The organism is Adhaeretor mobilis (assembly GCF_007741515.1).
GTDB classification, from domain to species: Bacteria; Planctomycetota; Planctomycetia; order Pirellulales; family Lacipirellulaceae; genus Adhaeretor; species Adhaeretor mobilis.
On the sequence record NZ_CP036263.1, the window covers coordinates 417,646 to 442,440 of the forward strand.

Consider the following 24,795-nt stretch of genomic DNA (forward strand, 5'->3'; position numbering starts at 1 on the left):
AAGAATGGAGGTGCAACATGAAGGACAAGTTTGGATGGCTACTGCGACACTATGGTATGCAGCGGCTCGTGGTGATCGCTCTCGCATGGCCCATCTACTATGTGGCTTGGTTCATCGTACAGCTCACAGAGTATGGCCAAATGGGGGCCTCGCTTCCCGCGGCGACCAGGGTAGCAACCGGAATGCACGACCTGTGGTTCGGATTCTGGGTAGCGAGCGTGTCGGTTCCGCTGCTGTGGATCGCCAGCTACAAGCTTCCGATCATCGAAGTGCAATGGGGATTCCGATTGATCGCTTTCGCCTGGCTCTTCGATGGCATGGTCGCGATCGTTCAAGGGTGCTGGATGCTCAGAGGAGAGAGTGTCCCGACAGTCGCCCTCGTGCTGCAAGCCTGGGCTTGTGGCAGCGTACTACCACTGCTCATCGGGTTCGTCCCGTGGGCAATGTTGGAACTGTGGGGAATGGTGTCGGAGATCCCACTGCTGAAGCGGTGGGCATACAGCGGCATCGAAGAACACGCCGAATGGATTTCACCACGCAAATTAAAGAAACAAACCCAACCTCTACCAAGGAGACTTTCGATATGAAAATTTCAGGTCACACCATCAATGGTCAATTCATGGGCACAACGCTCTTCGAGCACGGTATCGGCAAGCAGGCGGTGGTCCTCAACGGCAACCACTACTTGACACTAGCCAGCACAGGCGCGGGCAAGAGTATTACGAGCATCTGGCCGCAGCTGCTGATGGGTCGCTACTCCGGCGCGATCGTCATCTCTCCGAAGCCAGAGCATGCCAACCTAGCTGCCTTCCGACACGCTGACCCGGCATTGTTTGAGTTTGGCGCTTCCCTGCCGGAGAACGCGATCAGCTTGGGATGCAACCCGAAAGTAGCGAAGACGACTCGCTATCACCTGCCGCGTAGTCGCAGTTTTTGCCTTGATCCGGGTGGGCAAACGGGGTGGCCTAGCCACCGCTATACGTTCCTTAGCGACGTGGACTGTGATCAGCCAGGGGCGGTCGGACGCCTGTTGGCGATCGCCTCGGGGTCGTTCCCCGACAACCCCAAGGCCAACGACCCCTGGTTCACCAACGGACCCCGCAGTGCGTTGGCCGCCGCGTGTGGCCACTTGTTGACGGCCGGCTATCCCGTCGAGGAGCAGACGCTTCCGTGTGCATTACGGCGGATCATGGGTATCGACCCAGAAACTGGCCGAGCGTCTACGGATGCTCAGGTCGCTTTCCTCGCGGAGATGATGGAGAACCCGGCACTCGGCGGGTTCATTCAGATCGTCGCGGCGTCTGTCAATCAGCTCGGTGAGAAGGCGTTCGGAACGCTTAACAGCGAGTTGCAGACCAAGGGGATTTGGATGCTCGATCCGACGATGGAGAAAGTCTTGAGTGGTCCTTCCGATTTTCGGATTGATGAAATCGGCGTCGATGACTGGCCTGTCACTTTGTTTGCGATCCCACCTCGTGGGGAGCGAGCAGCTGATGCTTGGCTGAGGTCGATTTTTGAACTGGCCGGCCTCGTTTTTCAGCAGCGGAAAGGAGCACCGAAGCGCCCGATCCTCGTCGTCGCCGACGAAGTGGGAATCTGGGGTAAGGAAGTCAATAAAGTGCGCGAGTGGCTGGCCATCATGCGGGACAAGAACGTCAAGCTTTGGTTGCACGCCCAGAACTATCCCCAGCTAGTCGAGATGTACACCGAATCGGGTGCTCAGCAGATTCTCTCGGCTTGTGTACTCCAAGTCTTCGGCTGTTCGGACCCAGAAACTCGCCAGATGATCGGCAAGGAACTAGGGAAGAGAAAGCTTAAGGGGAAACAAAACGACCACGACTACAAAGAGGTCGTCGATCTGGCAGCCGGTGACGCGATCGCCCGCGAGCTTAGCCTCTCCTCATCGCTGCAATACGTCCTAGCGCCCAACTTGCCGCCAATGCGACTAGCCAGGGTCGCTCACGATCGGCTGACAACTGATGATGGTGCCCATTTTGATGGCCTGCCTCTTAAAGGGCACTACGAAGAGTAATGCAATCGTTTTTTCCTACCACCATTCTACAGGAGTAAATCATGCCTTCCGATGACTTCCCCAACGCACCCGACATAGGGCACGCGTTCGAGAGCGTCAAACGAACGACGCCAACTGACAAGGCTCAAGAAGGGCCGCAGCACTATCCAGAAATTGATCGACTTGATCTCTCGACCCGAGACTACACGCCGGGCGGAACCCTGGAGCAGGAGGTGCACACGGGTCTTTCGGATAATGCCCGTCGCGAGTATCAGGAGCGGATGCAACGCGCCGAGCCGCCTGAAGAGGATTATTACCTTGATCAAATCCAGCAACGCTTTGATGAGCAGATCAAAGAGGCTGATCGCAAGCGAGAAGAAGAGCAGATGCGCGACGCAGCCGAGAAAGAGAACACCAATTATGGGAGGGACAACGAGCAGGCTGACCAAGGAAATGAACAAGAGAAGCCACGTCAGCCCCATAACTACGATATGCCAGAGAAGGAAACCACCGAACCGTTGCCGAAGCCACCTGCGCATGGCGTAAAGCCACGACCCGGCCGAACTGGAGGCCACGATCGGTCTGATGATGGCCATGAGCACTGAACCCCACTGATGAAGAACTCTTTACCCCGTAACCCCATTTCAGGAGAGAAACCATGTCTACCGCCGTTGCAGAAATTCGTGACAAGCTCCGAGCGATCCGAGACTTGTGCCTTGCCGATACTAAGGACCTTCGCACGCAGCTCGCCGAGGCGGAGCAGGAACTGGAGCAGGTCGATACCGCCCTCGCGGCGATCGGCGAGAAACCGTCTCGTCGTAAGAAACGCAAACCTGCGGCAACGTCTGAGCGACGTCCTTGTGCCACGAAGGCTGAAGTGCTCGCTGTCATTCACGAGATACTTGGCGAGAACGGTAGCATGCCGGCCGTCGGCCTCAAGAAACTTGCCGGCGAAAAGCTACGCGAACGGGGCAAGAGCCTCTCGATGTTTGCGGCGTTGTTTGCAAAGTGCCTTGGCGATCCATCCCTCGTTGAGAAGACGGCGGGCAGTCTCAGTTTGACGGCCGCTCCTCGTACTGAGCCGAAGGAACGCAAGGTCGGCTTCTGAGGCGACCGATGAAGATTCCCTTCCCCCCCTCTAACAGGAGAAAACTCATGAGAGCTACCAATAACGAGTCCTTGGAAGGCGACCCGCCACCCGCCGTTACGCGGAAGGAGGGTGCATCGCTTTTAGCGACACCCAAGCAGGTCGCCGACCTCCTCCAGGTATCGACTCGTACCCTGTGGCGGATGCGGAGCGCTGGCAGCTTGCCAACACCGGTCCGGCTAGGTGCGGCGGTACGGTGGCGACGCGCCGAGATCGAGGCTTGGATTCGTGAAGGTTGCCCCTCGGCGGGCAACCGCGACAATGATCGCAGGAGGAACTAACCCATGGCTGCTATTTTCAAACGACGCCCGGGCCGCAATGAGCCTTACGTCATCCAGTACGTTGATCACCTCGGCAAGCGACGGACCCGCAAGGGTTTTACCGATAAGGGGCTTACCGAGGAGTTAGCGGGTAAGCTGGAATCCGAAGCCCGCCTGCGTTCGACCGGAATGATTGATCCGTCCCAAGAGCGAATTGCTCAGCAGCGGGCCACTTCGATCGAACTGCACGTCACGGCTTTCCAAGAAAGCCTCAGTGACAATACGCCAAAGTACGTCAAGCAAACGAGCGGACGAATACGGAAGATTGTCACGGGCTGCGGTTTCGTTTCGCTTGCCTGCTTTGAGACCGAACCCGTGCAAGCATTCTTACGTCGGCTTCGGAAGGAGGAGGGGCTTGGTCACCGGACTTGCAACCATTACTTGCAAGCGATTGATGCTTTTTGCAACTGGTGTGTTGCCACTAAGCGCTTAGCGGCAAACCCGCTTGCTGGCATGGAACGCTTGAACGCGGCGATGGACGTTCGCCACCCGCGAAGAGCATTGACGGCCGAGGAAGTCGCTAAGCTGGTTTCCTCCGCCCGCAGTTCAGGCGTGGCTATTCAGTGCTACTCCGGTGAGGAGCGGGCACGTATTTACTTGATCTCCTACTTATCCGGCTTACGGCGAGGTGAGATCGCCAGCCTCAAGCCACTTAGCTTTGATTTGAAAAGCCCAACGCCGACGCTTACCGTAGAAGCGGCTTGCTCCAAGCACCGTCGCAAGGACGTACTCCCGCTTCATCCCGATCTGTCGGCGATGTTGCCTGCTTGGCTCCGGGGGCATCCGCGAAATGCCAAACTGTTTCCGGGTCTTGAGAAGCGGCGGACTTGGCTGATGGTGAAACGCGACTTGGAACGGGTCGGCATCCCTTACAGGAATGATGAAGGAATTGCCGACTTTCACGCTGCCGGTAGGCACTCCCACATCACGGAGCTGCTACGAAGTGGCGTGTCGCTGCCTGAGGCCCGGGAACTAGCGCGGCATAGCGACGTCAACATGACGATGCGGTACACGCACATTGGCTTACAGGACCAGGCCGAAGCGATTGCTCATCTTCCGTCGGCCGTTTCAGCGGATCAAAAACTTGTAAGCGAGCCTGCAATCGAGCCGAACCCGCCGCTCCCCGAGGGGACACCCAAGGAGGCTGCGCTGCAAATGCGCTGCAGATTTTGCAGCGCAACGGGGCATTGGGGGTCAACCGTTGTCAACGAAGCCTCAGACCAGAAACGCCTAAACCCTTGCGAGAGCAAGGGTTTAGGCAATGAAAGTCGCCAGTTGTCAAAGACTGGCAAAGTGGAGGCGGCGGGAATCGAACCCGCGTGCCGAGACCGCTGGACGCAAACATCTACGTGTGTAGTCGTCGAATTTAGGTTCGCGGAGAGAAGCGCCTCGTCGACCAGGCTTTTCTCGCGCTAGCTCGGAACTTAATTTCGCCTTGAGCGTGCCCAGCAATGACTCGCAGCTAGTTGGTTTAGGTGATGGGCGTTCTAACCGACCCAACGACGGCTAGAGGCCCAGACTGCTAGTTAAACTAGGCAGCCAAAGCGTAGTTACCTTCGGCAATTGAAGGTGTGATCAGCTTTTTACGTGGCCCGCTGATCAACCACGACACGCCATTTACGCTTCGCAAATCCGGTCGAACCCTGTTCGCCCCCGAAAGTGAAACGCTCTGGGTACCAAGAAATCTCCTTCTCGGTACAGCACTATAGTATATTCGGCAGACCGCGGGAAGGAAAGCGAGTTAATTTGGGCGGCTCGACGGCTAACGGAATGCTTTGTCGCTAGGAACTCGTTGGATTCGAGCCATTCGCTGACAAGAGAAGTCTTGGCGTGACACGACCCAGGCTAATCGGCCAAGTGGTAAGGAAGAGAATTTGGTAGCAGGTTCCGAACCGGACTCCCCACGGCAGGCAGAGTGATGAATACACAAAGACTCCTAGTGACTATCTGGGCACTAACAACGGGGCTTGTCCTCAGCAGCGTTGTTTCAGCCCAGCAGGAACCACTCAATGTTTGGAAGGCGGAACTCGACAGCACGGGCGATTGGTTCGACCCAACCTTGTGGACGGAGGGCGTGCCCCAAGCAGATCATCTCGTCCATTTGGTGAACCGCAGCGAGACGCAACTGCAAGCAGGACAAGCCGAGGCGGCTTTCTTTTCGTTGAACGGTCAATTCGGCAGTATTCCTCAAGTAAGTCACACCGGCGGTAGCCTAGATGTCGGGGGGCTCATTTCGATTCAGAACGGCATCTACCAACTCATCGGTGGTCAGCTGGAAGCAGAAGAACTTAGCCTGGGCGGTTGGGAGCTCCACCGGCTTTCCGGTTTTGATTTCGACGCGGCCGGTGTTCCGCTACCTGAAAACCTGTGCCCCAATCCTTTGGCATTAGACTTCTTCTGCACGGTGCTGTTTGCAACCAAGCAGCGTTTTGAAATACAAGGCGGCGTTGCCACCATCAATGGCCAAGTCAGCATCAGGCAAGGTCAACTGGAGATGAGTGGCGGCCAGCTGAATGCGGAGTCTCTCCTACTCGACACCTTTGGACTTGTAGACGACTTCAGAGCTTTCCTTCCCTATGGAGGTAATCCTCCAGGCGATATTGATCAGAGCGGCGGCCAGGTGAATCTCGAGTCTGAACTCAAGATACAGAATGGTCGCTACGCGCTAAGCGGCGGCCGTCTCACGGTCGGCGGACTCGCCATGGGCGATCCAGCGCTGGACGACCAGTCGTTCTTCACGGGGCAGCGAACGCCGCGGTTCCAGCAAACCGGTGGCGAGTTGGTGGTGCAAGGAAATCTGGAGATGTGCATTCCAGGGTTCGGCATATTAGAGCCGCTTCCGCTCTTTACGGATGTTGCCTATTTGCTGGAAGCTGGCAGCATCACAGTTGGAGGCGATACGATCGTCGGTAGTTTGGGCGTCGCACCGGCGCAATTCTTGCAATCGGGCGGCACGCATCGCACGGCCGGAACTTTGCGAATCGAAGGAACCGAGAGCATTTACGAACTTTCCGGCGGGCACTTGCAGGTTGGAACTCTGGAGGTTGGCACCGGCCTGTTTAATGAAGGTGGAGCATTCTCAATCACACCCGCAGCCGAGTTGATCGTCGAGTCGCGCGTGACTTTGGGCGCGCTGGCGGAAGTGGCAGCCGTACCAGGAGCCCAGATTCACCTGGAGGGCGGGCAGTTTGAAATCCAAGGCACAGACTCCCAATTGCTCGCCGGGTTGGCAAATCTGTCGCTCGTGGTCACGGGGGGGGACTGGTCGACGCTGGAAGCGGCCAGCTCGGATTTAGGTCAGGGAGAGGAAGGTTTCGTGGATAACTTTGCCTGGGGAAGCCTAGTCGTGGGCAGTATAACGGAAGCTGGCCGGCTGCGCTTAAGTGATCAATTCGGCAACCAAACGAATCTCCTTGCCACAGACTCAGCAGAAGTTTTCGAAGCATTGAGCGTCGAGTTTCAAGAAGCGCTCTATGTCGATCATCTGGTTGTCGCTGAAGGATCAACGCTCGACCTTGCGGGGAGAAAGCTCTACTACCGCACCGCAGATATTACGGGTGAAGTACTGCTTTCTGGTGGGGCACTGATCGCGGCTGTTCCCGAGCCTACGTCGCTCGGGATCTCCCTTCTTGCCGTGTTTGCTTGTAACGGCACATTCTTTCGATGGCGCTTGAGCTGGGAATTTGGTACATTGGTTGGCTTGGATGACCCCCAAATCGCTACCACATCAGGAGCCAATACCATGCGTCGAATTTTCTCCCTGCTTGTAATCTGTTCGCTTGCTATCTGCACGACCACTCATGCTCAAGAAGGCAGCGCGACGAAAGGCAACGCCAGGAAAGCCACCAGGAACAATGCAGCCGACGATGACAAAACAGTCATGCTGTTCAATGGCAAGGATCTCGACGGGTGGGATTTCTACCTTGGCAAAGCAAAACAAAAGATGGAAGACGTGTGGTCGGTTGAGGATGGCATTCTCAAGTGTAAGGGCAAGCCAGCAGGCTACATCTTCACAAAGAAGAGCGACTACGAGAACTACGTGCTGACGCTCCAATGGCGCTGGCCCAACAAGGGTGGCAACAACGGCGTCTTAGTTCATTGCACCGGTAAGAAAGATGTGATCGGCGTCTGGCCACAGTCGCTGGAAGTGCAGATGAAGGCCGACAACGCGGGCGATTTTTGGGTGATTGGCACAGAGATCGATGTGCCCAACGAGGATAAACGCGTGGAAGGCCGACGGCACTTGAATCTCAACGATGGTGCCGAAAAGAAACTGGGCGAGTGGAACGACATGGAGATCACCTGCCAAGGCGCGGAAGTGATCGTAAAAGTGAACGGCAAACTCGTGAACCACGGCACGAATAGTACCGTCACCAAGGGAGCGATTTGCTTGCAAAGCGAAGGCACACCGATTGAGTACCGCAAGGTGGTGTTGCGGCAGCTGTGAGCGAGCTTGGAGTCGTCGACCCAACCTAAGCCGTGCCAATTTGATTCAGAATCGTCGGGTCCTTTATTTTGGTATCATCGGCTAGCATGATTGCTTTACTAAGGATGACGGCTAATCGTTGATCTCCTTCAAAAGGCAGGAACACTTTGTCGCCTGGACCTGCTCCGCGACTTGGTACGATGCACAGATACTGATCATTGGGTTCCATAAGAATGTTCGACGACCCGAGGTGAATCTTATAACTCCGTCGATCACCGCGCACCACGAGGAACTTATCGTCGAAGGTGCAGCGATCAGCAATTTTCAGTCGCGGCACAAGCCGTTCCAGTATTTCACGTCGCGTTTTCGCTGTCGCTGAAAGGTCACCAAAGGCGTAATCTTGCCAGTAGTCGCGATGACGTCCTTCGGGCCCGCCGTCCTGCCACGTCGGGTCGTTGCCCACGCTCGCGACACCAACGAATAGGTCGACATCGCGGAGTATCTCCGAAAGCACCAAAGGTGGTACTTCCTCGAGAGAGAGTGGCTCGGGTTCGTCCCCTCCACGCCACTGCCCCCATCCGTAGCCGCCACCCGCCGCATGCGCGCTGAGCTGAGCTGCGTCAATCGAATAGAATCGAACCTGGTCTGTCGCCAGATAGTGATAGACGCCGGTCTCGTTGGTGTCTGCGCCGTACTCTTCACCGAGGCCTTCGACCCAGAATTCGGCTCGCAATTCCCATTCAGGCAGATTGATGAACGTGGGAGGATATTCGTCATCCACGCAAAGGCGGAGCTTATTCGTCCAGCCGCGTAACGCGCAGAGGGCGTTGTATTGGTGCTGTTTAATGACGTGCGATGCGTAGCGATTCGAATAGCTGCCGGTGTTCCTCTCCGCATCGGTGAGCAGGTAAATCTCACGATGCGCTTGCTTGAACGGTTGCTTGATTTCACGTTCCTCAAAAAATCGACGCCAAGCAATGATTGTCTCATGATCGTGCCCAATGGGATGCCACAAGGAAACTTCGGCATCATTCACTTTGATCGGAGTACCCTCGGAATCGACCAGTTGTCCTTCCAGACAAGTCGCTGCGATGGGCGTTTCTTGTTTTTTCGTCTGGAAGCTCCAAATCAGCCGACGTGCCAGAGTTCCCACGAGTGGGTGATGCAGATAGCGTTCTTTCCAAAGCTCTAGCGGCCACGACTTTGTCTTGAGTTGCATTAGATCGACGCGGTCGCGCTGTGCGGGGAGGATCTTCTGGATGTCTTTTGCGGCGGCCTTTAGTTCCTTCAGTTCGTCCGCGTAGTTGTCTTTGACCGCCTTGGGGACCGACTTCTGCTGCTTACCATCAGGCTTAATCCAGCGAATTTCCGTGGAGGTTGTTCCAGTGACGTGTAGTTCTGCAGTGAAGTCGCCCAACGCTTCTACACGAAGTCCCACCTCGGCCAGACCGTAGGTGGGGACTGCCATTTCCTCGACTTCTTCTGGCGGGACTTCAAGACGTTGCGCAACGGCATTGATCGCTTTATCTATTTGCTTCTGCACGCTCTTGTTGGTGATCTTCGAGCGCATGATCGCCAATTGGCCAATAGCAAGTGGATTGTCAATCTGGCTGAGCGACCAGATGGTGGCATTGGTGACTTTCGTGCTGCGCGGGCCAATCCCGGGGATTTTTTTCTGTCCTGAAAGGCCAGCAGCAGCAATAGCGCGGATAAGATCGTCGTTGGCGCATTGCGAAGCGATCCAAATGAGGCCTTTCATCAGGTCGGCATTGGGTTCGGCAACATCCCATAAGCTAGCCGAAAAGTGAGGCACATCAGAACGTGGCGAAGTGAAAGTGAGGATCCAGTTGGTTAAGTATTTTTGTAGTTGATCAGTCTCAATACGTGCAGCTGATGCCACTGCTTGCTGTAGCCACTTTGAGCTAGGCTTTGCTTTCGAGACTATGCTAAGGTGTTCAATCAACTGGCAAAATACATTACGCTTGGGTTCAGGCATTTGCTCTGTGTCACTGATAAGTCGCATCGTCCAGGGCTCGTCATGATCCACACGAGATGCTATTTTCGGAAGCGTTCCTAGTAACTCATCTAAGCGATGTCGAAGCCTCAAATGCTCACTGTGTCCATAATACCCTTTTGATATTTGCTTCCGAATCGACTCCATCGAAGAGCGCAGCGTAGAACTCATTGCCCGGTCGGATAGGAACAACTCTGTTGCTGTAACAACAGGTCCAACAGTCAAATCTGCTTGTATAAAGTAATCGATAACTTCGAGCAGTTCGTCTTCTGAAAGGGGTAGCTTCCTCTCTAATAGGTTCATGAGCAACATCTGATAGTCATACCAGAACTCGCCTTCGCTATCTAAATCGCCCTTTTGAATCTTAAGAACTTCAGAGAGAACTAGGCGCTGCAAATCTGTTGAGCCATAGAGTTCACGCTCAAGCTCTTTCAACCGTGGTGGTTTTTTGGTCGTATAGGTAGCAAGGATGCTTATGAGCTCGCCCAGAAAAGCAAGGGCATTGGTGCTTTCTGCCACGCTTCACCCTCCCACCAACAGTACAAGCTTCAAGAAAGAAACATCCGTCTCGGGCGTAATCGTGACTTCATCCTCCAGCGATTCTGCTTGTGTATCATTGACGAGAACAAGGATATTGCGTGTGGCGAATGCTTCGAGTGCTTTGTCGAACTGTTCTTGCCAGTCAATCTGCCGCTTTTTCTTCAGCTTGTAACCGTTGAGCGTTTTCTCAGCTTCAGTGGGTTGGATTAAGCCCTTGAAGACGGGCTCCTTGGCTTGGCTCAGATTATAATCTTGCACTTCCTGATAGACGCGCTGCCGGATCAGTTCGTGTACAGTGACGTGCTCAGTAAGAAACTCAAGTACAATCGGCTCGCCACGGTCGCCCGTGGTCGATTCGTCATAAACAGTCAGTGTTGCGGGCATGAATAGCACCTTCAGGGTAAGAGATTACTGACAGGAAAAAGATTATCCCTGTTGCAGCCGTCTGAGGCAAGCTGACCGCGCAAAGACCGCAGCGCGGCTATCAAAAAACACCCATTCCTAGCGCCAGCGAAGGCACGTCGATTGACTACCGTAAGGTGGTGCTGCGCACGTTGTGAGGTGATACCAGCCCTACTGCTCGTAGGTTTGCTGTGGCTGGTAGTGATCTTCAATGCGCTCGAAATGCATCTCGATGCCGCCTGCGAGAAGATTGTAGACGAATCCGTAGAACATGCCGGCGATGAATCCCATGATTCCGTACATGATCGGGGCCATGATCAGGGCTCCGATTCCCACGCCTGCTGCTGCAGCTGGCATATTCATGACTTGGCCATTAGGGCCCTGCATCTGGATGTTGGGCGCAACCATCATGAAGAATGCCATGAAGCTACCAGCAATGAGCCCTGCCAGCGCGCCGAACAGCCCGCTGATTTTTCCACAAGAAAGGACGCCAACACGTTTTAGTTCCATCATAGAAATTCTCCCTGAGAAGTGAAGCAAGCAAGAAACGGACCACGCCTCGTGGCCTAGCAACAGCTTACTTATCCTGCGGGAGAGTGCAATTGAGAAAACGCTTGGCCAAGCACCGTGGCGGCTATCTAGTTCCCGATCCTTCGTACGTTGTACTTACGGAAATTGTTTCCGAGTCCGACTGATGGATGGTGCCCTGCGCGATAGATTACTAAATCAATGTCTTTACTCACGCACCCGTGCGTTCGCGTCGTCGAACGCTCACCAAGCCCAAGGTGAGTGTAGCCAGCAGTGCTGTTCCTGGTTCAGGAACTGCTAGGGAAGCGATCGCAGCAGGCGATGACTCGCTACCGTAATTGACTTGCCAGTCAGAGAGTTCCCCAGGTGTGCTGATATCGCGTTGCCATCTGAGGAAGTCGGACCCATCGACATCGCCGTTGTTGTCGAAATCTCCTGTCCCACTTTCATCCACGATCAGCGTATCCAGGTTGTCCTGTACCCAGGGCAGTGTGATATTGTCCAGCGTGGCGGCCGAGATCTCGTCGGTGCCTGCGGCAATGAAGAACGGATCGGTGTTTTCGTAGCCCTCCATGCGTAGCTGCATAGCAAATAAGTAAACCCCTTCGGGCGGTGCCGGTCCTGTTTCAAATTCTGGACCTAAGTAGAACCAGCGATGGGCGTGTAGCGCGAGGTTGCTGCTGGAGACGGTATCAATCAATTTACCTGGCACCATGTCTGGTGAGCCATCGACAAAAGCGTTATCGGCAAACTGATCTGTGTAGAGTCTCAGTCTGGTATCGCTACTGGGAACCGCGCCGAATTCTACGTCTTCAGTCGTTGTTCCAAGGCCGTCCCAATAGAGGAGATTGGAGGTCATGCCCGCATGGGTCATTGGCAGGAAGTCCCAGTAGAGCTCTCCGCCCACCGGGAGTGCCTCGCTCCCAATTGGCGCGTTGGCCAGGGAAGAAAACGAAGGGACGTCGTTGGACAGGGAGGAAGGGAATACCAGCGAGAAGGCGCGGTCGCCGATGGTTTGATTGCCGGTGGTTGCGTTGTCGAAGCCAGTGACCAGCTTGCCGCCGGCTGCCTGGACGAGAATTCCCCCGTTGTGGGCATAAGCTACTTGGCAGAGTATTGTCGCTGACAATGTTGCGCACCAAAGGAGAGCAAACTTACTTGTTATTGTGAGGTTCATGGCTTCACTCAGTTCTACGAGATTGATTAGGTGCTCTTGTATCGCTTGGCGTAAGGCGTGTAACGAGTGCCGAGACCGTGCGCTTAGGCGGTCGGTCCCGGCGGTTCGTTTAATCGCAAGGGCACTGCTTGGTTTAGCTTCGACGTCGTCGGACGCTACCAGTACCCACATGCAAGATTCCCGCCAGCGCAAGGCTGGAAGGTTCAGGTACGGCTTCTGCGCGGACCTGACTAATCGCGTTGGCAAAGAAAGTGAAGTCGGATCCACCGTAAGTCGGCGCTGGATTGTTCAATGGATCTTCAGAATAGAGCTTCGCCATTTCCCCAATCTCTTCGGCTGCGGCTTCCTGTTCAGCCACCGTGCCGAGGCCCGTAACGGCATCGGTAACGAGCGATACCATGTAGTAAGGCGCTGAATCGGTTAAGCCTTCGACACTGACCGTGAGCTTACCAACGTAGACACCCTCGGCTGCGGTGCCGTTGGGATCGGCAACTCCGAAGAGTGGGTGGGAGTGAAATCCGCCTTCAGCGTCCGACTTTCCAGTAGGAGCGACGCCACTGTTGATACCAGTGGCGCTGGTGAATAGAACCTCGCTGGATTGCCCGTCCCAGTATTGTAGTTCGAGCAGGTTGTACGCGATGTCTGCCTCGGGAGGTAAGGTTTCCTCGTTAGCATCGAAACCAGGCTCGCTCGACCCGAACTGCCAGGGGACTACCGGGTTGGGATTCTGCGGAAGGAGCACCAGTGAAAACACGTTTTCGTGGGGATCAAAAACCAATTGGTCTTCGTCGTCGTCATCCAGAATGGCAAAACCGATATCGACCTGACCATTGGTCGAAAAGAGCGCAATATCGCCGCCCGCCCCGTGGCCGTAAGCTCGTTGGCCGGCACTGAAACCTCCTAAGAGGGCAAGTGTTAGCAATAGTAAAAGTGGAAACTTGAGATGGACTGAAGAAATAGTAGGCATTATGAGTTCTCCGAAAATCGCCATAGAGGCGTTGAGGATAAAAAATTGAAACACCACTGCGGATGTTTGCGTCAGTTTGAGGTAGCCAATCAGTGGTTAATACTGTGGTGGCAGTGCAAAGTTAAACCCCTCGTTGCACCAGTCGAGTATCTGTGACGAAGCGATTGCCGTAACGTGACCATCTGCATAGAGATAGTTCGCCACGCCGCCCGTATGCCGTTCGATCGTCACCTCGTCCTGCACGGCTTGCGTAACTAAATCGTTGGTGAGATTCTCTTCGCTAAACCAGCGATAGGAATGAACGTGGTCGTAGTCGATCCGTAAACGAGCTGCGTTACCCTCGAACATCATGATGGTGGCATGCGTCACGCGCAGGTCGTACAGATCGGCTACTAGTCCTTCGCTGCGAGATTGAACCTCGGCAGCTAATGCCGGGGGCAAGCCTGAGGTATCGAGATTTTCCGCTTCGCGCAGATAACCGTTCATCGCATAGCTGGTGGCAACGATTTCGCTGCCATCGATGCGTTTGATATCCTCTGGACAGAGCCGAATCGAATCGACGTTCTCGGTGTAAGGTGCCAAGCCAGCAATCCACGACTTCTGCTCTTCGGTTTTCTCCGAATCAAGCGTATTGTGGTGCGCCATCAACGGAAATTCCCCGCTGTGTGTGTTGGCGAATTGATGGATCGCTAGACCGATTTGACGCATATTGTTGGCGCACTCCGCGCGCCGCGCAGCCCCACGGGCAGCTTGTACAGCGGGCAGTAAGAGACCAATCAACACACCAATGATGGCGATCACTACCAGCAACTCAACGAGAGTAAAAGCGCGATCACACTGAAACCGACGTCGGGACAGACGTTGAAACATGCGCGGGCACTCCTTTCCCTAAAGGGTAAGGAACAGGGCCGACAGCGGGCAAATGAACGAGCATTTGCCTTGTCGTAAAGAGAACGTGAGCTACACGATGCGCAGGGAAGGTGGCCCACGGGCCAGATAGCATTGCGAGAACCCGCGCGCGGCTAGCTCGTGCGCGTTGCCATGAACGCGGTGGCAGGCGGTGACTTCAAGAGACCAACTGGCCAATCCGCCTTGGCCAAGTTTTAGCGTGGCGAGCACCGCGAGTAACGGGCACGCATGCGGTTGGTGCTGTTGCCCTGACTCCTGAAACGTGGCTCCCGACTCTTTCTGTTGCTTCTTAGTTGCCGTGGAAGTCTCGCTGCCAGCGACCTTCACGGGCCCATGATAATGGACATGGAAGTCGGGGCCGTGAAAGTGATAAAAGCCCGAGGAAGCTTCGCCAGCAAGAACTTCCGCCGCAGTACCCGTCGATACAGAACTTCCCGATTCAACCAGAGCCGATTCAACAAAATAATGCAGCGACTCGCCTGCTAAGCCGATCGCGAGATACAGCAAGGAGAGGGCGATTGCCGTCGCAGATTGTAGCTTGATTCTATTCATCGACGGCTACGGAAAGGACTAAATGTGATGTCTGCGAATGACAGGGATTTCGGTGAGACAGGCCACAATGATCAGCCCACAGCGATCAGCCTAGTCGATTCTTGACTCGATTGCGAACGAATAATGGCAAAGCAGGGTGAATCCCGCGAACGGAACGACAGCTCTCAACCGCCACGGTGATAGCTCATCATTATACGTCCACCCGTGTACACATACGTATGTGACTTCACCCTGGATTCAGAGAATCCATAATTGATCTCTCCCTCTCCGCACTTGCCGGTTTCAAGCATGACTTGCCTATGCCGTGAGCCAATAATCAAAAGGGAAGAATGGCGTAATTCCCGATCCGTTCAATCATCCATAGTGCTGCGATGATTGCGATTACGACGGAACCCGCTTTGAGGATGACCAGTTCGTAGAATTTCGTACCTCGCAGTGCGTACGCAATTGGCAAGAATACGAGCACGATTGCTAGCTGGCCCAGCTCGACACCAACGTTGAAGCCGAAGAGCGATACGGCAAGTGCAGCGCTGGAGAGCCCAAGGTCAAGCAGCACGTTGGCGAAACCAAAACCGTGCACTAAGCCAAACGCAAAAGCGATCATCCAACCTGAGAGGGGCAGCACAGGCCAGAGGTTGTTGACCGAGGTCACGATGATCGAGAACGCGATCGTGGCTTCGACGATCCACCCCGGCAACGTGACGTACTCCATGACCGCCAGCCAGAGCGTGATCGAGTGCGCGATGGTGAATACGGTGACAATCTTCAGCACTTCTTTCGATGCAGGGCGGAAGGCTTCGACCGGTTCCCACTGCCCCTGTTGCCGCACAAGCACTGCCGGAATGAGCAATGAGATGAGAAACAGAATGTGATCAAAGCCGATCCAGATGTGCCAGATCCCCTCCCAGATGTAATCGCGCAGCGTACTCCACAGGCTCGTATCGCTTGTTCTTAATTCCAACATGCGAGAATTTGGGCTCAGTACGTGCGTACTGCTCACGCTGCCATTGTTATAGAGAACTAAGCCGCGGTGTGTGGGATCGAGTTCAAATAGTAGGTCGTAATTAATCTCGATCAGTGTTGCATCGCCCGGGCCATCGGCTTCCAGTTGCAGCACGGCATAAGCGCCGTCACTGTGTTGCGTGACCAACAACTCCGCTACTCGCAGGTTGCAAGCGATGCCGTCGGCAGACATCTCTAGGCGATCAAGTGCATAGTCGGCGATCGATTCTCGCTTGGACTTCAATTCGCCCCAGGTGATGTCGCCATCGTGATTGGTGTCGAGCCCAATGAGGAATTCCAGGTCCTTCAAGGCGATGTCCCACTGCACGGCGAGCTGTTCTCCGCCGCCAGTGATCTTGAGGTAGCTGTCGCTCGGTTTGTGCGCGTGGGCTTGGTTGGTGCAGGAATGCCAACCAAAGAGTGTCAATACAAGCACGCAGCGCAAGCAAGTGAATTGGTTGCGAGGGTCATTCGCTTGCTTGCGCTGCGTGCTTGTATTGCTCCTGAACAGCATAACTACTTGCCTTCTATCTGATTAAGCAATTTGTCGAATTGCACGTCCTGCGTGCCATATTTTTCGAGGAATTCAATGACAGGCTTCGCTGCATCTGGGCGTTTGGCGGCGATGGCTGCTTCCAGCAAGTTGCGCGTGTCACGAGCTTCTTTCTGCTTTTGCCAATTCTTTTGTGCGAGCTCCAGTGCCAGCAGCGGAACGTTCTCCAACTCTAGAGCATAGCGAGACTCGAACCGTCCATGCGGTTCGCTGCCGCGCAGACGAATTTCTTGGAAGCGATTCTCTAGTTGCGACTGGTACTCATCGGCTAGCTTCTCGTCGCCCACTTGTTTCGCGGCGATAGCGGCACGCAGTAGGCTACCTGTGTCGGCTGTGTGGTCACGCACTAGCTCCAGTGCTTCGTTCGCTCGATCTCGATCGAGCAAGAAATCTGTATAGGCACGCATGAGATAGCTGGGCCCCGGGTCGTCGCCGAGGCCTTCCAGATAGCTCTCCTCTGCTTGCTCGTCACGACCTAAGGCACGCGAGATTTCCGCCCGCATGGTGAGCATCCAAGGCACAGTGCCTGGGTAGCGCTGCCTAGCTTCGGGAAGTTTTTGTTGAATCAAATCCAAAGCGGCCTCCGCATTCCCGGTGACGGCCAAGAGAGGAACATTGCTGTACATAATCTCGACGGATCTGGCGAATTCGCTCAGTTTGTTGCGGGCTTCCAACGCCTCGTCGTACTTGCCTTGCACGCGGAGGATGTTAGAAATCTCGATCCACGCTTGCGCGTCACGCGGTTCTTGTTTTACGAATTGCCACAAATCGGCAAGCGCTTCGTCGTAGTCGTGGTCGGTTTCTTTGAGCTTCGCACGCAGCTTGAGAATATCTGCCGGTGCGTCGGCAGCATCCCACCAAGGCCCGAGCGCCGCACGGGCATAGCCATAGAAGCGCGGGTCGCCATCCTGCTTGCCCATTTGCAAGTAGCGTGAGGCAACCGTGCGGGCGAGATCCAGATTCTTGGGATCATCGGCCAGTTGCTGCCGCATGGAAGTGAGCTCGTCCCCACCTGAGAGCAACGAGCGGGGCAAGGTTTCCAGCACTTCGTTGTCGTCTGACGGCAAGTAGGGTTCTGCCGCCGAGGCGCACCTAGCTAGTGCAAGCAATAGTAGAAGACTCGCGCAGAGACTCAGAGACGGCAGAGTTCTTGTTCTCGATGGGATGCGAGCAGTTGGATTCATGACACTAGTTGTACAGAACTTCAATAGGTAGGCAAAGCAGTCGCAGTGGCTGGCTATCTCTAATGGCGGGTCATTGTTAGAACCACAGTGGACACGGAGGTTCACAGAGAACTGGTCAACGAGACAGCCCGGCCTTTTCGTGTACTCCACATTTCCCCAATGGTAAGTGGAGGCCGAAACGCTTCGAAGCGAGAAAAATCCCACAGCGCCGGTCCACTTTGGAAGGCGCTGTGGGATTCGACCAGTCAGTGTTGTTAGATCAAAGTTGCTAAGCCAGTTTCAGTAGATAATCTTACTACGCAGACTTGCGTCGACGCCCCAAACCGAGTGCAGTAATGCCAAGCCCCAGAAGAGCAACGCTCGTTGGTTCAGGAACCAACGCATTGTTGGCGGCTGCAAGGTAGGGAAATGCCCCCGGGAAGGCGACATCGTTGGTGTCCACTCCGTCGCCGATCGGCGTGCTGCTATTGGTAAGCAGCGTGAGCTCTGCGTCGATCACATCGTCAGCGAGCTGGCGACCGTTGAGGAAGCCACCGGCATTGGAAGTGTCAAAAGTAAGTACATCTGGCAGGAGAATGCTCGTAACCGTAGAGGCATGGGTCGAGTCGCCACCATTGAGCGCTTCGATCGTCGCTTGGACATCGGCACCGAATGTCCCGAAATCACCAGCAGGGGCAGCTTCATTGAACTCGTCCTTCCGCGCTGAAGGGATCAGAACGGTATTGATCGCAGGGCGACCGATGCGATCGATTTGTCCACCGCTATCGGAGGTAGTGGCCCAGATGCCGATATTGGAATCGGCACCGTTGAGTTCCGAGCTAGGGACTTCCAGCACAATGGCTGAGACATCCAAACCAGCGAAAAAGTCGTCGCCGGTGAAGTTCAGGCCGTCGTTGAAACCGTTGAGGTCGAAGAAGAAGGGATCTTCGAAGATACCTGCGGTCGAGGTATTACCCGCGCCTGTCGTCGTGGTGCCCAAAACGCCGGCCGTGTAGGCGGCACCATTTCGAGTGATCGTGTAGGCCTGAGCCAAAGACGCTATGGGGCCAAAGGTCGCGTTGTAGGTGACATCTGCTACAGCGTCGCCGTCGTTGTCGATGTTAAAGGTATAATTTGCACCGGTATTGAAGAATTGCCCACTGATGGCACCCGCTCCAGGGTTGACCGTCATGATCAATACGGTGTTGTTGGGGTTGGCCGGCGATTGATAGGCATAGAGGTCGTTGATGTCAGTCGAGCCGTCGGCCATCACGTTGGGCGCATCCAGGTGATCGGCCGCGCGAGTATCTGCAGCAAAGGTAAGGAGAAACGCTGCGAGGAGCGTCGGTAAATAATAAATTTTGGACATGGTACCTCCCTAAAACGGATTACTTACGAGAGGCAAAATACCCCTCGCATGTAAACGATACGCATCGACCGACGGCTTGGATGCTCAATTCCAGCAAAGCAAACAGAACAATCGATCGAAACTCCAAGAAAACTCAAGCAAAACACGCCTAGAGCGGGTCGAAACATAACTCTTGAGTTGCCGAGAGTAGAAACTTCGCACACGGACAAAAGAATAGTACGGTCACAGGCCTGTAGTGGATTTGCTTTTCTTGAGAATCGCCAAAAAAGCAATTGTAGGCGAAGCTACGCGTAAAAAACGCGCGCAACCTCTTCGCAATGCAGCGCCAGCCACTGACGCCGCGTATAGACGGCATGCCCCAGAATGTGATGCCAGGGGCGCAAGCCCTGGTCGTGGTAATCGACCAGCAGCGTAGTGCCCGAGCCAGCGACACGACGGCCGTGGTGGATGCGTGAGAGCAGCCATTCGCTCTCCAAGTCTGCTTCTAATAGTTTCGCCAGAGATAAGTCGGCCAGCAACATTCTTAGCGCGAATGGCACCGGCGGGAAGTTCGTACCGGCAATGCCTACTTGATGTACGTAGTCACCGGCCGTTGCACAGGCGAGCTGCAATGGGTGAAATTGTTGCGGGCCGAGGTAATTTGCATCTCCCTTTTCAGAAGAAGATGTTGCGCGCAATGGTGTTGCTTCGGGCCGATGATTCACGAAGCTCAGGAGCTTGTCCGTTGATTCGGGCCAGGCGTAACGCAGCGGCGTGCCGAACGTCACGTAGTCAACCTTCCAGCTTCGTAGTGGATGGGCGCCATCCGCCAAGATTGCTCGGGCCTGTTCCCAAGCGGGTAGGCTGACGTCCTTGGAATTCCAGCTCTTGTAGTAGCGCTGGGAGTGCGTGAAGAAGTGACCTCGGGCTTTTTCTCCTGCCGCCAGCAAATTGGCCAGCAGTGCCAACACATTGCCGCCGTGGCTATGTCCCCACAACTGGAAGCGTGGGCGCAACGGATGATCGAGTGCCTCTGGCGTGTTGGTCGCGTGGTCCGCTAGTTGAATCAGCAGGCGAATGGCTCCGTCCGCGCGGCCGATATGGTTGTTGAGTCCTGACCAATTGAAGAGGTGAACAGGAATCGGCCACTTGCGGCTTAGACGTCCCGAGAGCGCTGTTTCAAAATCCTTCGCAAATCTCGGCGTGTAGTTACCCGTTTCACGAGCAAAGAAATCGAACACGCGTTTGCGCGCGTGCTGTAAGCCTTCGCCAAGAGCCGGCGCGTAGCGGGCAAGTTCGGTCAACATGCCGAAAGTATCCGTGCCGGCGAAGGTGCCATGCACGCAGTAGATGGCCGCTACGTTGGCATCGTTGTAAATTTCTCCAGCGGCTGCGATGCGCGCAGCGAATTGCTCGCTATCTGGGCTCGCTGGCTCGGGGCGAGGGAGCAAATGGTACGGCGAAGTGGGGCGCTGCGAGTGGTACGCTAGGTGTCGAAATGGGTTGGTCGACGGCATAGCTTCTACTGGTCGCAGGCTGTGAGGTGGTGGGTTGCAATGCGGCGATTGGGGCGGGCTGAACTACCGCTGGTTGCGTAGCGACTGGCTGAATGATGGGCGACGGCGTTTGCTCGACAGGACGATCCACGCGATGTGTCACTCCGCCCAACGTGGCAATGCCAAGGGTGCCGGTCCATGTTTCAAACGGTTTGCCGCGACGTTCATCGTCTTTGAAGAACGCTAGATAGCTTAGCGTATCGGCGGCAATAAATTCATGCTCCCTCGACGAAAATCGTGTTTGCTCGTGAACCCGTCGCCACGTGCCAGAGTTAAAGTACGTCTGGTGCAGCACAAAACCTTCTGCATAGCTGGCATCCAGCGGCACCATCTCCGAGTGGTGGGTGTGCCCGTAGACGATGTGCTTCGCCCGACGATTGCGAAAATCTTGCTCCGCCAGCGCGTGCATGTAGTAGGAACTACTGCTTGCACCGCGAAGTTCACAGATCCATTCTGCCACCCAACTAGCCCATCCGACGGAGAGACGACGGCTGAATTTCAACGCCTTCTGCAAACCGTCCACAATATCCACGGGGCACCAAGTGTCACGTTCGCGTACGAATGGTTGCTCCAGGAATTCATCAGCTAGTTCGTCCCAAATCTTCTTCACTTGCTTGCGCACCGCAGGCTGTGGGCAGGCGCGCTCGAGGAGTCCATCGATCCACACGGGCACTAACAACAACGGGCGGATGTTGTCGATTTCGCGTAGACCAGCCAGTGCGCTTAGCGGCAAGTCGTCGCCCAATTCGCGTTCGACTTGCAGGCCGAAGCGATTGAGCAACTCGATGACAATCACGTCGCCGAGGCTGCTGCTGTTGCGATCTCCCTCGAAGTTAAACGGGTCGAACACGTCGCCGTGGCGTGCGAACACTTTGTGACGTCGCATACTTTGCAGCAGCTCGTTGCTTTCCCACGGCTCGTGTGGGAATGGCGCATCAGGGTAGGTTGCCAATCCCATGTGTGTCGCGACTTGACTACGCAGGCGATTATATTTCTCACCGGGCAGATGGAAAAACCAATCATGATTGCCCACCATATAGTGCGTGCGCACGGGGACCGGGATCGTTAGCTCTGTGACAGGGCGTCCATCGCGCGTGGCACAGGGAATGGTAACTCCATCGCGTGCGAGACGGCGAAACTGACTAAATGAGCGATCGTTCTGCCGAAGTGTTTCCGCAGTGATCTCTGCGACTGTGCTGAAGAATCCTTCGTCGGTCGGATCGCCCCAAGGCCGGGCCGTCGTCTTCAGCCAACGATTCGAGCGTATCACGTCAAGTACATCGCCCAACAGGACGAGATCGATCTGCTCGATCGGCTCGTAGCGACCATCACGTCGGAATGAAGCCGCGGCTGCGAGATCGGCCAACCGTTCGCCCAGAAGTTCGAACGCACCGGGCGAAATGGTTTGGCCACTTGTGCCGTCGGTCAGATGAAGATCGCTGATAATGACCAGCATGAGAACACCACGAACTTGCCTGCGAGAGTAGAAGAGACGCTTCTCCTTTCATCGGCAAACAGCAAGGTAGTCCGTGAGGATTGTTGCGGGTTCGTGTAATGTGATAGCAGTTGGTTAGATACCGACGTACTCGAGCACTCCTTAGCACCCAGCGCAAGCTGGGGATTCGAATCCCCAGTGCTAGCTGCCTTCTTGCTCACACCCTTCTTGGCCCTACGTAGTGCAAGCACGCGCTACTGGTCCTTCTCCCGGTAGGTGCTCTTCAAGTACGCCACCAAGTCGAGAATCTCTTCTTGCGTGAGATTATCCAGCAAGCCCTCGGGCATCATGGAAACGTCCGAGGGTTGAGTCGCTTCGACTTGGTTGATGTTGATCGTAGTAAAGTTGCCCGGGTCGGTCATGTCGCTTTGAATCATGCGGTCATGGCCGCTCAAATTCGCAACGCGACCAACTACCGTGCGGCCGTCGTCCATGTAGAAGATGCTAGCGGCGTACTGGTCGGAAATCACTTTGCTAGGGTTGAGGATTGAATCAAGCAAGTCGTGCGTGTTGAAGCGATGTCCGGCAGGAGTAAGGTCAGGCCCCACGGATCCGCCCTCGCCCTGGATGCGGTGGCATTTGAAGCACGCTGCCGTAGCAAACATCTTCTTGCCGTTGGCTAGGTCACGGTTTTCGAAAACCACGTCGTCCTCGGGCACGAGATCTGCGAGCTTCCACTTGTTCACAAAGGGTCGAGCTTTCAATTGAGCGTAGGGATCGGTTTGCTCTACCTTCTTGTTGAGAATCTCTGTGAGCGACTTCCTATCCTCCGGATTGAGCCTTTCAACGGCATGATTGCGAATACTCAGGAGATAGTCACTAAATGTGTGACCACCACGCGAGCCACCCATCTCCAGAAACCATTGAAAGTACCGCTCTCGCAAAGACTGCGTCCAACCTACACTCGCGTCGCTAAGTATCTTTGCGTAAGCAATTTGCCGCTCCGCAGCACTCGGGTTTAGAAGTAACTCGACTGTTTTCTCAGTGGCGGCAGGTGACTCCGCCGCGACGAGTAGTGTGGCGAGTTCGCGATCAATCGCTTGATTGTCCGTGGGAAAATACGCTTCTAACTGGCGAATCCTTCCCTTGGTCTCCTCCGTCGTTCTTCCGAGACGGCAGAGTACCAGGCCGTAGTTTCTCAGCAGGTGAATACGTTGCTGCGTGGTGAGCTTTTTCCAATCGAGTCGTGCGAGCGCCGCGACGGCACCGGCTTGGTGGTTCTCCTTGCCGCTGTGAGCGAGTGCGGTGATTGATTCTAAAGTTCGCTGCGGATCGGTCTCGTCGGTAGCTCGGCTGGCCCAGATGTCTACGGACTGGTGCTCCAAGGCAATGCGCGCTGCGTAACGCACGAAGAGATCATCGTGTGAAAGGTATTCCCACAGATCGTCCAAATCGGGGGATGCGCCGGGCCTATGAAATGCTTCCAGCTCGCGGCGTAACTCGGCAACCGGTTCTGGCGGCGGGTAGTCGCCCGGGGCGGTTGATTCTCCGCCGACGTAGCTAATGCGATAGAGTCCCGACTGGGCACCCCGACCACCGATCAGAAAGTACATCGCCCCATCAATCGGATTGATCACCATGTCGGTCACAGGCAGAGCCGCTGCCGAGCAGAACTTTTCCTTGGTGGCTTCAAAGCTTGCGCCGTCCGGCTTGAGATGAACTGCGTAGATCATGCCGTAGCTCCAGTCGGCAACGAACAGCGCGTGTTGATACTTTGCCGGAAAGGCGGCACCGGTGCCAAAGGTTACGCCCGTGGGGCTACCGGGGCCGATGTTCTCGACCGGTGGCACGCTATCGGGGTAGTACTCAGGCCACTTGCCAGAGCCGTATCGCCAACCAAATTCGCTGCCACTAACTGCGTGACAAATACGCGTGGGGCGGTACCAGGGAAGACCGATGTCCCACTCCATGTCGGCATCGTAGGTGAATAGCTCGCCGTTAGGATCCAACGCGATGTCGTACTCATTACGATAGCCGGCCGAGAGGAGTTCGAACGATTTGCCTTCCGGGTCGACCTTACAGATCCAACCGCCCGGTGCCATGCGCCCGTTGGCGTGGCCGGCAGGATCAGGGAGACGTGGAAGCACTTGATCTTCCTGCCAGTGCTGCGGGAGACGCGAAGCGGCCAACTCTGGCAGCGTCGTGTGGTTGCCTGCGCAAAGATAAAGCGACTGTCCGTCAGGGCTGAGAATGACGGCGTGCGGTCCGTGTTCTCCGCCACCTTCAAACTCACGCAGCAGTTTCACTTCATCGTATTGGTCGTCGCCGTTGGTGTCGCGAACGCGATAAAAGCCGGTGGCAAGGTCGTCTGACTTGATGCCGTACGAAACGACATAAAGGCTATCGAATGCGCACAGCAAACCTTGGGCGGCACCGATGTTGAGATCGATCGGTTCCACTTTGGTTTCGTCTGTAGCATCCCCTCCTGGAGGCGGCGTGACGCGATAGAGCTTGCCGCCTTGATCCGACACAATCAATCGTCCTTGAGGATCGCTGGTGATCGATACCCAGGAACCTTGCTCATTGGGAACGCTGTAGAGTAGCTCCGCACTGAAACCGGGCAGCACTTGCAGTTTATCCGTGGGAGTAGCTTCTGCCAGCGCAGGACGGAGTAGTTGGCTCCATAGCAGAAGAACAAGTGCACATCGAAGCGCTAGGAGATTTCGGTCGTTAGGCATCAGTGCT

Annotated in this window: 18 protein-coding genes, 1 other RNA gene and 2 pseudogenes; 7 read left to right on the forward strand and 14 right to left on the reverse strand. The window is 55.4% G+C overall.

Translation table 11 applies throughout. The features are described 5' to 3' along the window. The first annotated feature begins 17 nt into the window (after positions 1–17). The 6 genes and pseudogenes from HG15A2_RS23740 to HG15A2_RS25005 form a co-directional block, all read left to right on the forward strand. Positions 18–587 carry a hypothetical protein gene (locus HG15A2_RS23740; RefSeq protein ID WP_218932257.1) on the forward strand — a complete coding sequence of 190 codons (570 nt, stop codon included), beginning with the start codon at positions 18–20 and terminating at the stop codon, positions 585–587. Then, positions 584–2,032 carry a type IV secretory system conjugative DNA transfer family protein gene (locus HG15A2_RS01605; RefSeq protein ID WP_218932258.1) on the forward strand — a complete coding sequence of 483 codons (1,449 nt, stop codon included), beginning with the start codon at positions 584–586 and terminating at the stop codon, positions 2,030–2,032. The genes HG15A2_RS23740 and HG15A2_RS01605 overlap by 4 nt, the downstream gene beginning before the upstream one ends. A 41-nt stretch (positions 2,033–2,073) precedes the next feature. Beyond that, positions 2,074–2,616: a hypothetical protein gene (locus tag HG15A2_RS01610; protein ID WP_145057183.1), complete on the forward strand. Its 543-nt coding sequence runs from the start codon at positions 2,074–2,076 to the stop codon at positions 2,614–2,616. Positions 2,617–2,669: 53 nt separating this feature from the next. Beyond that, positions 2,670–3,119 (forward strand): hypothetical protein, encoded by a 450-nt coding sequence (locus HG15A2_RS01615; RefSeq protein WP_145057185.1) that lies wholly within the window; start codon positions 2,670–2,672, stop codon positions 3,117–3,119. 47 nt (positions 3,120–3,166) lie between these two features. Next, positions 3,167–3,439 (forward strand): helix-turn-helix transcriptional regulator, encoded by a 273-nt coding sequence (locus tag HG15A2_RS01620; RefSeq protein WP_145057187.1) that lies wholly within the window; start codon positions 3,167–3,169, stop codon positions 3,437–3,439. Between the two features lie 513 nt (positions 3,440–3,952). Further along, positions 3,953–4,438 (forward strand): annotated as a pseudogene (locus HG15A2_RS25005) (tyrosine-type recombinase/integrase); the annotation flags it as partial. A gap of 331 nt (positions 4,439–4,769) precedes the next feature. Here the strand turns inward: HG15A2_RS25005 and ssrA are convergent. After that, positions 4,770–5,133: a transfer-messenger RNA gene (gene ssrA, locus HG15A2_RS01630) on the reverse strand. Between the two features lie 263 nt (positions 5,134–5,396). On the opposite strand from ssrA, the gene HG15A2_RS01635 reads away from it, so the two are divergent. Continuing rightward, positions 5,397–7,925: a 3-keto-disaccharide hydrolase gene (locus HG15A2_RS01635; RefSeq protein ID WP_145057189.1), complete on the forward strand. Its 2,529-nt coding sequence runs from the start codon at positions 5,397–5,399 to the stop codon at positions 7,923–7,925. A 25-nt stretch (positions 7,926–7,950) separates the two neighbouring features. Here HG15A2_RS01635 and HG15A2_RS01640 read toward each other — a convergent pair whose 3' ends face one another. The 13 genes and pseudogenes from HG15A2_RS01640 to HG15A2_RS01700 all read right to left on the reverse strand — a co-directional run bounded on the left by HG15A2_RS01640 (position 7,951) and on the right by HG15A2_RS01700 (position 24,788). Then, entirely contained in the window at positions 7,951–10,437 is a 2,487-nt protein-coding gene (locus HG15A2_RS01640; protein ID WP_145057191.1) for a DUF4132 domain-containing protein, read from the reverse strand. Between the two features lie 3 nt (positions 10,438–10,440). After that, positions 10,441–10,842, reverse strand: coding sequence for a hypothetical protein (locus HG15A2_RS01645; protein ID WP_145057193.1), 402 nt, complete (start codon positions 10,840–10,842; stop codon positions 10,441–10,443). Positions 10,843–11,031: 189 nt separating this feature from the next. Further along, positions 11,032–11,373, reverse strand: a complete 342-nt coding sequence (locus HG15A2_RS01650; protein ID WP_145057195.1) for a hypothetical protein — start codon at positions 11,371–11,373, stop codon at positions 11,032–11,034. A gap of 226 nt (positions 11,374–11,599) precedes the next feature. Continuing rightward, positions 11,600–12,565 (reverse strand): hypothetical protein, encoded by a 966-nt coding sequence (locus HG15A2_RS01655; protein WP_145057197.1) that lies wholly within the window; start codon positions 12,563–12,565, stop codon positions 11,600–11,602. 133 nt (positions 12,566–12,698) lie between these two features. Further along, complete coding sequence (locus tag HG15A2_RS01660) at positions 12,699–13,532, reverse strand: PEP-CTERM sorting domain-containing protein (protein WP_145057199.1); 834 nt, start codon at positions 13,530–13,532, stop codon at positions 12,699–12,701. Positions 13,533–14,096: 564 nt separating this feature from the next. Then, positions 14,097–14,402 (reverse strand): annotated as a pseudogene (locus tag HG15A2_RS24450) (DUF1559 family PulG-like putative transporter); the annotation flags it as partial. Positions 14,403–14,492: 90 nt separating this feature from the next. After that, positions 14,493–14,993, reverse strand: coding sequence for a hypothetical protein (locus HG15A2_RS01670; RefSeq protein ID WP_145057203.1), 501 nt, complete (start codon positions 14,991–14,993; stop codon positions 14,493–14,495). Positions 14,994–15,309: 316 nt separating this feature from the next. Then, positions 15,310–16,509, reverse strand: a complete 1,200-nt coding sequence (locus HG15A2_RS01675) for a HupE/UreJ family protein (RefSeq protein ID WP_145057205.1) — start codon at positions 16,507–16,509, stop codon at positions 15,310–15,312. 2 nt (positions 16,510–16,511) lie between these two features. Then, positions 16,512–17,615: a tetratricopeptide repeat protein gene (locus HG15A2_RS01680; RefSeq protein ID WP_145057207.1), complete on the reverse strand. Its 1,104-nt coding sequence runs from the start codon at positions 17,613–17,615 to the stop codon at positions 16,512–16,514. Between the two features lie 412 nt (positions 17,616–18,027). Further along, positions 18,028–19,080, reverse strand: coding sequence for a DUF4331 family protein (locus HG15A2_RS01685; protein ID WP_145057209.1), 1,053 nt, complete (start codon positions 19,078–19,080; stop codon positions 18,028–18,030). A 284-nt stretch (positions 19,081–19,364) separates the two neighbouring features. Further along, positions 19,365–20,510: a hypothetical protein gene (locus tag HG15A2_RS01690; RefSeq protein ID WP_218932259.1), complete on the reverse strand. Its 1,146-nt coding sequence runs from the start codon at positions 20,508–20,510 to the stop codon at positions 19,365–19,367. Next, on the reverse strand, positions 20,476–22,071 hold the full coding sequence (locus HG15A2_RS01695; protein ID WP_145057213.1) for a metallophosphoesterase family protein: 1,596 nt from the start codon (positions 22,069–22,071) through the stop codon (positions 20,476–20,478). Before HG15A2_RS01695 ends, HG15A2_RS01690 begins: the two co-directional genes overlap by 35 nt. Before the next feature lie 233 nt (positions 22,072–22,304). Then, a complete protein-coding gene (locus tag HG15A2_RS01700) occupies positions 22,305–24,788 on the reverse strand; it encodes a c-type cytochrome (protein ID WP_145057215.1) in 2,484 nt (827 codons plus the stop codon). Between the last annotated feature and the right edge of the window lie 7 nt (positions 24,789–24,795).